Source organism: Pseudoalteromonas sp. UBA6610, assembly GCF_002433295.1.
GTDB lineage: Bacteria > Pseudomonadota > Gammaproteobacteria > Enterobacterales > Alteromonadaceae > Pseudoalteromonas > Pseudoalteromonas atlantica.
In genome coordinates this window covers 1-10488 of sequence record NZ_DJHW01000039.1, presented here as the reverse complement: position 1 = coordinate 10488, position 10488 = coordinate 1, and the positions used below count along the sequence as shown (strand labels likewise).

The following is a 10488-nucleotide window of genomic DNA, read 5'->3' as shown; positions in this document are numbered from 1 at the left end:
TATGATTATCAAATCTTGACTTCATACATCATAAATTAATTAGCTATTGATATTCGCCGAAACTTAAATAAGTTACTGTGTCGGATGGCGCTTCGCTTATCCGACCTACGTGTTTAAATAAGCTGGTGTGGTGGTTTATATAAAGAGTGAGTAATGGAGTTATGGTGTTGGGTTTCTTTTCACTCAACCCAACCTTGTATCTACGTAATATAACTTAACGCCGAGCAGCTTATCGCTTACAGCTAAGCACTTACAGCTGCTCTTTCGCTTTAGCTAATCCCTAAATACTTATGTACCTGCACCGATAAACGCCAGTTCTTGGCAATACAGGTGTCGATGGCTAATTTAGTGGCTGACACTTTTTGGCTGATTGGCTGTAAGTATACAAGCTTCGGGTTAACACCTGTTTTGGCAAATAGCGCTTCAAGCTCTTCTACGTGCTTTTGCATCGCTACTGGGTGCTTTATCTCGTTGGCGCGCTTCATGGCGCTGGTAAGTACTTCGTAACCGCCGCGCATGTTTATTTTAGGCGATACGGTAACCCAGGTTTGCTCAGGGGCGAGTATTTCAAAGGTGCCGCTGGTTTCTATTTGTGTTGTAAAGCCATTATCGTGCAATAGCTTACACACTGGGTTTAAATCGTACATACACGGCTCGCCGCCGGTAATTACAACATGCTTTGCTGTATAGCCACGTGATTTAAACAGCTCAAGTACTTGCTCGGCGCTGGCATCGGCCCAATGATCTGAATCGGCTTTTTTTTCTACCGTTTCATCAAGCGATACTTTGTACACGTTATCGACTTCCCAAGTTTGTTTAGTATCACACCATGCGCAGCCCACTGGGCAGCCTTGCAAACGCAAAAATATTGAGGGTGTGCCGGTAAAACTTGCTTCACCTTGGATGGTTTCAAACACTTCATTAATTTTGTACAAAAGAGATCTCACTTACTGCCTAGCTGCAAAATTGCTACTATAAAAGACGAAAAAGCGCTGCCCAAAAATTGTTATTTAAGCTGCGGCCGTGTAGTATATCGCGCCCTGATATAAACCTCTATTAAAACTAAAGAGCAATCCAGATATGACGCAAAAAGTAGTTGTTATTTATTCCGGCGGTATGGATTCGTTTACCGTATTAAATAAAGCCTTACAACAAGGCCATGATGTTTATGCCCTTTCATTTGACTATGGTCAGCGTCATGTTAAAGAGCTTGAAGTGGCTGCAAACGTGTGTGAAAAACTTAATGTTCCACATAAAATTGTAGATATATCAGCTATTAACCAGCTTATTGGTGGCTCATCACTAACTGATGATATTGATGTACCAGAAGGTCATTACGAAGAAGAAAGCATGAAAAGCACCATAGTGCCTAATCGTAATATGATTTTGCTTTCGCTGGCGGTTGGTTACGCTGTGTCTTTAAAAGCAAGCAAAGTATATTATGGCGCGCATTCGGGCGATCATGCTATTTACCCTGATTGCCGTCCTGAGTTTGTGCAAAAAATGGATGATGTATGTCGTATTGCTAACTACGACGCTGTAGAAATTTTTAGCCCGTACTTAAATAACACCAAAATTGATATTTTAACCGATGGCATAAAAATGGGCTTAGACTACAGCCAAACATGGACTTGTTATAACGGACGCGAAAAAGCCTGTGGTAAATGTGGCGCCTGCCAAGAACGTTTAGAGGCATTTTCGCTTAATAACGTCACTGATCCAATCGAATACGAATAACCGCTAGTTGCGGGGTTTTCAGTGAAAACACGGTTAATTTATTAGCGCTAAACGCAAAAAGGCTATCATCTCGATAGCCTTTTTTGTATTTGCTTGTAAATTACAACCAGCGTTTTACTTTGTTTTTATACTCTGTGAATTCTTGGCCAAATAATTTGCTAAGCGCCCGCTCCTCAGGAATTATTTGAAAAAACGTTAAATAAGCAATAAACCCAACAACACATAAAAGTGCCCACAACGAACTAAGCCAAATACCCCAGCCAGCTAAAATAAACGCAAAGCCCACATACATAGGGTTACGTGAAATTTTATATACGCCACTAGTTACCAACTTTGATGCTTGCTCGGGCTTATTTGGATTAACTGTGGTACGTGCAAGTTTAAAGCTCAGCACTCCGGCTATACAAAATGCGCACCCTATAATGACTAAGCTTGCTGCTAAATAGGCAATAAACGCTGTAAAATCAATCACACTGTAATGGGCTATTAACGCCATAATGCCTGCAAAAACGAGCACGACAATAACCGGAGGTATTTTATTATTTAACATAGCAACTCACTGTATTGATTATAAAATAAAGTTCTATAAGTCTGTAAACACTATACCCGTTTGCATTAATACACAATTAAATACAAGGTTAACGCTGGCATAGAGCGCGTTAAAACTGCTGATTAAAGCAGCACAATAAAAATGTTGGCTTTAAAGTCACACGGTTTAATCTCAAATAGACTTATTAATTATGCCATTAGTTATTAAACAATAACGCAGGTGTATCAATGATGAACACAACTCCACGCTGCAATCGACAAATAAAGTTACAATTGTCAGGTTTAACCGCTGCTAAATATGGTTATACTTTATGCAACAGTTAAAACTATAAAAAGGAAGTGGTTATGTCAGGCACTACAATGATAGTACTTATTGTGCTTATATCGGTTGGCTCTGGGGTTATTTACGATATGTACAAAAAGCACCTTGAATTTAAACACAAAATGCAAGATAGCAACCAAGATGCAAATAAACAACTGGCCGAGGTAAGTGCCCAAGTGGTTGCTTTAAAAGAGCGCGTGCAAACGCTTGAGGCCATAGTGACAGACTCAAGCTACACCACAAAAGAAGAAATTAACCGCCTTTAAAAACGGTATAAATGTGCATTTTCTGGCTGCTCTATACCATGGGCAGCTAAAAACCCATCTATAGCTTGGCCGCAACCTTGTGGCGCACGCGAACTATCAATTTCAAAATTAAGCTTATTTGCATGTTGCTTGCCAAGCGAGCACAGCCCCAACACTTTTGGCGAGCGCATTGCCACACTAAGAGCACCTATTTTTTCTACGCAATTGTGTTTACTAAATCGGGCAAACCCTTGGTATTTAAATTGCTCACTCACATACTCATTACTAATATCAACCAGGGCATTAATAAGGCCATGTAAAAAGCTATTTGCGCTGCTATCACTGGTTAAAAATGCAAAGGTTTTATTATTAAATTCAGTAAGCTGACAAGTGTCGCAGTGTAATTTTAAGGTGTATAACCACTGCTGCGAGCTTATTTGCTGCATAGCACTTAGTGATACCTTAGCACCTGCAAATACTACCCGTTTTAATAACTGATCAATAGTATGACGCTCCCCATTGCCCGGCGGCGCGTGTGCAATAACAAGCTCTGCATTTTGTGCCATAACCGGTAAATCATGATGATTATTAAATGGCGTGCTGGTGGTATTATTGCTGTGAGTAAGTTGAAACAGCTCTCTTACCTCGTGCTCTCGCGCTATTTTAAGCGCTAAAAACGCTGTTTGAATAAGCTCGGAGGTTGGTAAGTTTTCCTCTACTATCCAGCGTCTGCCAAACAGTAATTTTTTTGCTGTGCCCCCACCCGCGTAACTACTGGTTTTGTAATTATCGGGGCTGAGTACGGCAACTTGTAAATAAAGTTGCTGATCTTTTTGTGCAGCAAGCACTCTAAAGTGCGCTGAAAAACTTATATTTTGAAGCACTTGATTAACGCTTTGTAAGGTGTGTTTATAGCGTAAAAAGTGCTGTGGAACTATCCAGCTGTTATTAGCAAGTTGCACTAATGGAGCATACGAAATTGGCTGCTCGTAGCTGTTTTGCCATTTTTGCTCTGCACTGAGCAGCGGCTCAATGCGACTTTTTTTATCTGACATACATAAACCAAATAATCTCGCTCAAGGCGATATAATCTATGTTGATGTTACGTTTTTGCGCCTTGCATTAGATCACACTATTAGCGCTAAATAAGCCATTTTTAAGCGTCGCTGAGCTTTTTATAATCTGTTATAACTTTTTGATAATAAAGCTCATCTTTATTAAGCATTTTATTATAATGATTGAGTAACTGTTTAAGGTATTGCCTGTGCGATGCATGATTTAAATCCCACATGCTGTTACCGGTAGATGTGAGCAACGCCGTACTACGTTGACTTACCTCTATAAGCTCATAATAGCGGTTGTTTTCAGTGATTAATTGCTCGCTTTCAAGGCCTAAGCCTAATTTGGCTAAACCACTGCGCAAATGATAAGTATGGTGTATAGGGCAAACTATAAAGCGGGTGCTTGCTACTGATGCAGCGCAATTGTTTTTAATAATGCCGGCAACAAGTTTTAGTAACAGCTCGCCGCCAACACCAGCAATAACCACAGTATTTAACGCATTTGGAACGAGCTTTATTTCTCTTACATCTTGGCAATGTACTTTATATTGCGCATTACTTGGCAGTGTTTGGCTAATATTTGTAAGGTGCTCGCTCAGCTCGGCCATTATTTTATCTACCACATCGACAAAATTAACCTGTTTTGCAGCGCGGCGCTTTAATAGTGCAATGCCTAAGTAACCATGATCGCAGCAGCAATCCCAAATAACATCAACGGGGTTAGTAATTAACGCATTAATTGCGTTTAAACGCTTACTCAGTTTCATTTAATACCAATTAGCTTAATTAAGTGATCTATTTTGAGGCTGGAAAAACGTGTTGATAGCTAAGCAAAAAATTCGCTATTTAGTTGTTCTAAATGAGAGTTTTTTAACACAGATAGCGACACGTTTAGCCCCTTAAAATGATTAAGTATTATTGCGAATTGGTATAAGTTGCGGTATACGCCGTTTTATACACTAACGCTTTTAAGCTTTTATTGCTGTCTACTTCTACAAAACGGGCCGTTGGTGCAAGGCGCTCAACAAATTCTATTGCTCCTTGGGTGTGCTCGTTTATTAAAGCTTTAAACGCATCTTCGCTAAGCTCTGGGCTATTAGCGCATAATAAAAGCTGTGTGGTATCGCACAGTAGTTCGGGCAATCTGCGCAGCACCTTTTGATAATCTTTAGTTAGAATAAAGCTGCCCTTTTGAAAGCTTGGCGGGTCTACAATAATTAAATCAAACGGCGCTGCTTTTTTTAATTTACCAAACGACTTTAAAATATCGTGCGGTAAAAAACTCACTCCGCGCTCGAAACCATTAAGTTGGTGGTTTTGCTTACCTACTTTAAGTACGCCTTTGCTCATATCCATGTTCATAACGTGATCGGCCCCGCCTTGCATTGCCGCAAGCGAAAAACCACACGTGTATGAAAACAAATTAAGTACTTTTGCATGTTTACTATTGGCAGAGACAAACTCACGCCCACTTCGCATATCGGGGAATATTCCGGTGTTTTGGCGGCTTGTTAAATCCACTAAAAAACCAATGCCGTTTTCTTTTACCACATGTGGCGAGGGAAGATTACCATGCACTAAACGATTGCTGCTTTGTACACCCGCGCGCTGTTGATACACCAATGCAGATATCAATTCAGGGTGATGCTGCTGCGCCCACGCCCAAAGGGTACTGGTCAGTGTATTTAACGTAGCTTCGTCAATTTCATCGTACGAAATTAAAAACAAGCTTGGCGGATAAAAGTCTAAATTAATATGGCTTAGCGATGCCACGCTATGGCCGCGGCCATGAAATACGCGGCATAGTTCGTTTTGTAGTAATGGCGCATCTTCAAGCGCGCTTATTAGGGGCGAAAAATCGGGTGTCATTTAGTTAATCAACTGTTGTTGTAGTTCGTGTATTTCGTCGCGTACAGACGCGGCTTTTTCAAATTCAAGGTCGCTGGCGTAAGCATGCATTTTGCTTTCAAGCTGTTTAATTTGTGAGGCAATTTCTTTCGCACTGAGTATTTTTTTAGACTCTTTACGTACCAGCTTAAGGTTATCTTGTGGTGCGGCTTCTTCGCCCACATCCATAATATCGGTGATCTTTTTAACCAAGGCTTGCGGCTCAATGCCGTGCTCTATATTAAAGGCGTGTTGTATTTCGCGGCGGCGCTGGGTTTCGCTAATCGCTTTGTCCATCGATTTAGTGACTTTATCGGCGTATAAAATGGCGCGCCCGTCGAGGTGGCGAGCAGCACGACCAATGGTTTGAATAAGCGAACGTGCTGAGCGTAAAAAGCCTTCTTTATCGGCATCTAAAATGGCAACTAGCGCCACTTCGGGCATATCTAAGCCTTCTCGTAATAAGTTAATACCCACTAACACATCAAACACACCGGCGCGTAAATCACGAATTATTTCAACGCGTTCTACTGTGTCTATGTCTGAGTGCAGGTAACGTACTTTTACATTGTGCTCGCTTAAGTAATCGGTTAAATCTTCTGACATGCGCTTGGTAAGCGTAGTGACCAGTACTCGCTCACCTTTTTCTACACATTTATAAATTTCTGAGAGTAAATCATCTACTTGAGTGCCTACAGGGCGTATTTCTATTTCTGGGTCTAACAGGCCCGTTGGGCGTATAACTTGCTCTGCTACTTCGCCTGCGCTGCGCTCTAATTCAAAATCACCCGGCGTTGCCGATACATAAATAGTTTGCGGTGCTATGGCTTCAAATTCTTCAAAGCGCAATGGGCGGTTATCCATCGCCGATGGCATTCTAAAGCCATATTCAACTAGGTTTTCTTTACGGCTTCTATCGCCTTTATACATGGCACCAATTTGCGATACGGTTACGTGCGATTCATCGATGATCATTAATGCATCATCAGGAAGATAATCGAGTAATGTTGGTGGCGGATCGCCCGGTGTACGCCCCGACAAATAACGGCTGTAGTTTTCTATGCCCGAGCAATAACCAAGCTCGGTCATCATTTCTATGTCGTATTGTGTACGCTGCGCTATGCGCTGCTCTTCTACTAATTTATTGGCACTTAATAATTGTGCTCTGCGTTCTTTAAGCTCAGCTTTTATTTTTTCTATGGCATCAAGAATTTTTTCGCGAGGCGTTACATAGTGCGTTTTAGGGTAAATAGTGGCGCGAACTATGTGTTTTTCTACCGCACCAGTAAGGGGATCAAAAATACTAAGGCGCTCTATTTCGTCATCAAACATTTCTACGCGTACTGCATAGGTATCTGACTCGGCAGGAAATATATCAACAACTTCGCCACGTACACGGTAAGTACCACGGCTAAAGTCAATGTCGTTACGGGTATATTGCAGCTCAGCTAAACGGCGCAGCATATCGCGTTGGTCGACCTGTTCGCCTACTTTTAAAAGCAGCATCATTTTCATGTATGAGTCGGGGTCGCCCAAACCATAAATAGCCGACACAGAAGCCACTATTATGGTATCGCGGCGCTCAAGCAATGCCTTAGTAGCACTTAAACGCATTTGCTCTATGTGCTCATTAATAGAGGCGTCCTTTTCTATAAACGTATCGCTGGCAACCACGTAGGCTTCTGGCTGGTAGTAATCGTAGTAAGATACAAAATACTCAACTGCATTATTAGGAAAAAACTCTTTCATTTCTCCATATAACTGCGCGGCTAGTGTTTTATTATGCGCCATTATTATTGTTGGGCGATTTAAATCGCTAATAATATTGGCCATGGTAAATGTTTTACCTGTACCTGTAGCACCGAGTAAGGTTTGATGCGCAAGCCCGGCTTCTAAGCCTTCTTCAAGCTGTTTAATCGCTGTGGGTTGGTCGCCCGCGGGTTTAAATTGTGACTTTAGCTCAAAGTGATCACTCATTCATTTACTCCGTTACCGTGTTACTACATATTGCATCTAGCTCTTTTACAAACCATTTGTACGCGACTAACCCTGTGAATACATTACCGATTGCAGCGCCAATAAATAAGCCAATTAAGCCACCTAGCATACTGCCTACATAAGCAAAAGGCAGATAAAACACAAACAAACGAATAATACTTAAAAACAATGCATTCATAGGTTTGTGTAAAGCATTAAACGATGAATTTGATAAAATGATCACCCCTTGAAAACCATAACTTAGCGGTATGGTGTATATAAAGAGCTTAATAACATCGATTACAGCTTGTTCTTTACCAAATAATTGGCTTATTACCCCTGACAGCGCAATGAGTAAAATATAAATAGCAAATTGCCATATCATCACAAATTTAAGCGTACCAATGTACGCCTCTTTTACGCGGCCTAATTTACCCGCCCCAAAGTTTTGGCTAACAAAAGGAGGCAATGTCATCGATAAGGCCAGCACTAAGATACTGGCAATTGATTCAATACGGCTGCCCACACCAAAAGCGGCAACCGCTTCGGGTCCATGATTGGCAACGAGTGCGGTCATCACTGCCATTGCTACTGGGGTAAGCATGTTAGCCCCCGCTGCGGGTAAACCTATTTTAAGTACTTTTTTAATTGCGCTTGCCGCAGTTTGATTACCGGCTTTTAAGCTTAATAGCCGCTTTTTAATGCCCAGCACATATAAAATAATAATAACCGCTACGCCCCAGGCAATAACACTGGCAATAGCGGCACCTTGAATGCCTAATGCCGGTACTGGGCCCCAGCCAAATATTAAAATAGGATCGAGTATGGCGTTAATAAGCCCTGCCCCACCCATTACTATGCTGGGTGTTTTAGTATCGCCACTGGCTCGTAATACCGAATTACCTATCATGGGGGTAATTAAAAATACGCTGCCAATAAACCAAATATTCATATACTCATGAATAAGTGGCAGCACTAATTGTCCGGCCCCTAATAAAGTGAATATTGGGTCGATTAGTAAATATCCAACAAACGAAAGTAAAATAACTAATAGTAGCGCCACAATAAGCGACACACTGGCATCAAAACGCGCCTCTTCTATTTTATTACTGCCTAAGGCTTTCGCTATCACCGCTGATGTGCCAATACCTAAACCTATAGCTAGGCTTATTACCGTAAAGGTTACCGGAAACGTAAAGCTTACCGCCGCAAGGGGCTCTGTGCCCAACATACTGATAAAAAATGTATCGACTATATTGAACATCATTAGCGTGACCATGCCAAATATCATCGGGATGGTCATTTTTTTCAATGTAGGCAAGATGGGATCGTTAAGTAAATCTGGGCGTGATTGAGAATGTGAAGTTTCGCGCATGGAATAAATAAGCCTCTTTTACTGAGCGAGCCATTTTAAAGCATCATAGCAATTCAAGCCACGGATTTATCAATGGATTTCATACTAATAATAAAGCAACAATTAAAAAAATAGCTAAAGTTGAATTTTTAAGCATTTGTGCACAAATACGCCCTTAGAGCGCCAAAAAACAATAAGTGAACATTTTTATTACTTTTTTAACATTTAACCCTGCAAATTCGCTGAATTTTTACACAGCGCGGTATTAATCTTTATCGTAACGAATTAATTTACTCATCGTTGCATGGTAATTCGGCATGCATTTATAACCCTATGTTTTTTATAGTAATAAAAAAATCGTTTTAAAAGCTTGAAATCGTTGTAGCGCCCTAAAACTCTGGTCGTGACAGTGTTCTTAAAGTTTCATAAACAGAGTTATCCACAGAAACCGTGGATAACTCAGCTGAGCCCGCATTTATAAAGGCTTGCGCGCTGGCTAAAATTCAGCTCAGGTCCAACCTTTGCTCAAAGTTAAAGTTAAAAACTTATCAATGCTTGCAAACAAAAAATTAAGCTAAGCCAAATCTTTGTGCCTAATACAGCTATAAGTGACTTAATTAGTTTACGCAAATATTTAGCAACTTATTGATTGTTTTGTTTTTGTACAGCTTTTTAAAATAAAGTTTTCAGCCACGGCTTTATTAGTTTAACCCCTCTTAAATACGGTAATACGAAAAAACTACCCTGCTGGATTTTTTAAAAAGATCTGCTAGCTAAATTTATACTCGGTTTTATGACAACCAGGTTAAATACAAATTTACTGATTTGCCGCGATAAATTTTGTCTCAGCGGCATTTTTTACACATAAATTAAACAATGGCTATTTTATGGGCGCTGTTTTTTTCACATTGGTGTGAGTCTAAATAGAGATTTACCGCCGTGTTTTGCATAAATAGAGTTATAAAATGCGCAGATCGAACATAAAAACAACGAATAAACTTCTTTTTTAAATTTATGACTTTTATATGTTGACACTTTGCGGCTCCATCATTAATATTTCGCCCCGTTGAAAGGCATGACGCTTCCCCCTTAGCTCAGTTGGTTAGAGCGACGGACTGTTAATCCGCAGGTCCCCCGTTCGAGTCGGGGAGGGGGAGCCAAGTTTTTCAATCATAAATGATTCCCCCTTAGCTCAGTTGGTTAGAGCGACGGACTGTTAATCCGCAGGTCCCCCGTTCGAGTCGGGGAGGGGGAGCCAAGTTTATGTTTATGATGTAGTTCCCCCTTAGCTCAGTTGGTTAGAGCGACGGACTGTTAATCCGCAGGTCCCCCGTTCGAGTCGGGGAGGGGGAGCCA

At 41.0% G+C, this 10488-nt stretch carries 9 protein-coding genes and 3 tRNA genes; 5 read left to right on the top strand and 7 right to left on the bottom strand.

The genetic code is table 11. The features are described 5' to 3' along the window. Nucleotides 1-269: 269 nt before the first annotated feature. Nucleotides 270-935, bottom strand: a complete 666-nt coding sequence (gene queE / locus B4F91_RS05415; protein WP_004589468.1) for a 7-carboxy-7-deazaguanine synthase QueE — start codon at nucleotides 933-935, stop codon at nucleotides 270-272. A gap of 145 nt (nucleotides 936-1080) precedes the next feature. On the opposite strand from queE, the gene queC reads away from it, so the two are divergent. Then, nucleotides 1081-1737: a 7-cyano-7-deazaguanine synthase QueC gene (gene queC / locus B4F91_RS05410; protein WP_004589469.1), complete on the top strand. Its 657-nt coding sequence runs from the start codon at nucleotides 1081-1083 to the stop codon at nucleotides 1735-1737. Nucleotides 1738-1837: 100 nt separating this feature from the next. Here the strand turns inward: queC and B4F91_RS05405 are convergent, their stop codons facing one another. Further along, a complete protein-coding gene (locus tag B4F91_RS05405; RefSeq protein ID WP_286938780.1) occupies nucleotides 1838-2287 on the bottom strand; it encodes a methyltransferase family protein in 450 nt (149 codons plus the stop codon). Nucleotides 2288-2631: 344 nt separating this feature from the next. On the opposite strand from B4F91_RS05405, the gene B4F91_RS05400 reads away from it, so the two are divergent. Beyond that, a complete protein-coding gene (locus B4F91_RS05400; RefSeq protein ID WP_024034198.1) occupies nucleotides 2632-2874 on the top strand; it encodes a hypothetical protein in 243 nt (80 codons plus the stop codon). On the opposite strand, the gene B4F91_RS05395 is transcribed toward B4F91_RS05400, so the two are convergent. The 5 genes from B4F91_RS05395 to B4F91_RS05375 form a co-directional block, all read right to left on the bottom strand. After that, entirely contained in the window at nucleotides 2871-3908 is a 1038-nt protein-coding gene (locus tag B4F91_RS05395) for a hypothetical protein (RefSeq protein ID WP_286938782.1), read from the bottom strand. The two genes, B4F91_RS05400 and B4F91_RS05395, sit on opposite strands and share 4 nt — an antisense overlap. Before the next feature lie 101 nt (nucleotides 3909-4009). Continuing rightward, the gene (locus B4F91_RS05390) at nucleotides 4010-4681 is read right to left on the bottom strand and encodes a tRNA (adenine(22)-N(1))-methyltransferase (protein WP_286938783.1); all 672 of its coding nucleotides are present in this window, start codon (nucleotides 4679-4681) and stop codon (nucleotides 4010-4012) included. Between the two features lie 148 nt (nucleotides 4682-4829). After that, nucleotides 4830-5783, bottom strand: coding sequence for a class I SAM-dependent methyltransferase (locus B4F91_RS05385; protein WP_286938784.1), 954 nt, complete (start codon nucleotides 5781-5783; stop codon nucleotides 4830-4832). Continuing rightward, nucleotides 5784-7778 (bottom strand): excinuclease ABC subunit UvrB, encoded by a 1995-nt coding sequence (gene uvrB / locus B4F91_RS05380; RefSeq protein WP_286745312.1) that lies wholly within the window; start codon nucleotides 7776-7778, stop codon nucleotides 5784-5786. Between the two features lie 4 nt (nucleotides 7779-7782). Further along, a complete protein-coding gene (locus tag B4F91_RS05375) occupies nucleotides 7783-9153 on the bottom strand; it encodes an MATE family efflux transporter (protein ID WP_055255642.1) in 1371 nt (456 codons plus the stop codon). Nucleotides 9154-10215: 1062 nt separating this feature from the next. Here B4F91_RS05375 and B4F91_RS05370 point away from each other — a divergent pair. From B4F91_RS05370 to B4F91_RS05360, 3 genes are all read left to right on the top strand, one after another. After that, a tRNA-Asn gene (locus B4F91_RS05370) sits at nucleotides 10216-10292 on the top strand. 21 nt (nucleotides 10293-10313) lie between these two features. Further along, nucleotides 10314-10390 (top strand) — tRNA-Asn (locus B4F91_RS05365). A 21-nt stretch (nucleotides 10391-10411) separates the two neighbouring features. Continuing rightward, nucleotides 10412-10488: transfer RNA gene (locus tag B4F91_RS05360), tRNA-Asn, on the top strand.

Excerpts from the sequence above, each read along its gene's own strand:
- B4F91_RS05395 (WP_286938782.1), bottom strand. The coding sequence starts at position 3,908 with ATGTCAGATAAAAAAAGTCGCATTGAGCCGCTGCTCAGTGCAGAGCAA.
- queC (WP_004589469.1), top strand. The coding sequence starts at position 1,081 with ATGACGCAAAAAGTAGTTGTTATTTATTCCGGCGGTATGGATTCGTTT.
- B4F91_RS05375 (WP_055255642.1), bottom strand. The coding sequence starts at position 9,153 with ATGCGCGAAACTTCACATTCTCAATCACGCCCAGATTTACTTAACGAT.
- B4F91_RS05390 (WP_286938783.1), bottom strand. The coding sequence starts at position 4,681 with ATGAAACTGAGTAAGCGTTTAAACGCAATTAATGCGTTAATTACTAAC.
- uvrB (WP_286745312.1), bottom strand. The coding sequence starts at position 7,778 with ATGAGTGATCACTTTGAGCTAAAGTCACAATTTAAACCCGCGGGCGAC.
- B4F91_RS05385 (WP_286938784.1), bottom strand. The coding sequence starts at position 5,783 with ATGACACCCGATTTTTCGCCCCTAATAAGCGCGCTTGAAGATGCGCCA.
- B4F91_RS05405 (WP_286938780.1), bottom strand. The coding sequence starts at position 2,287 with ATGTTAAATAATAAAATACCTCCGGTTATTGTCGTGCTCGTTTTTGCA.
- B4F91_RS05400 (WP_024034198.1), top strand. The coding sequence starts at position 2,632 with ATGTCAGGCACTACAATGATAGTACTTATTGTGCTTATATCGGTTGGC.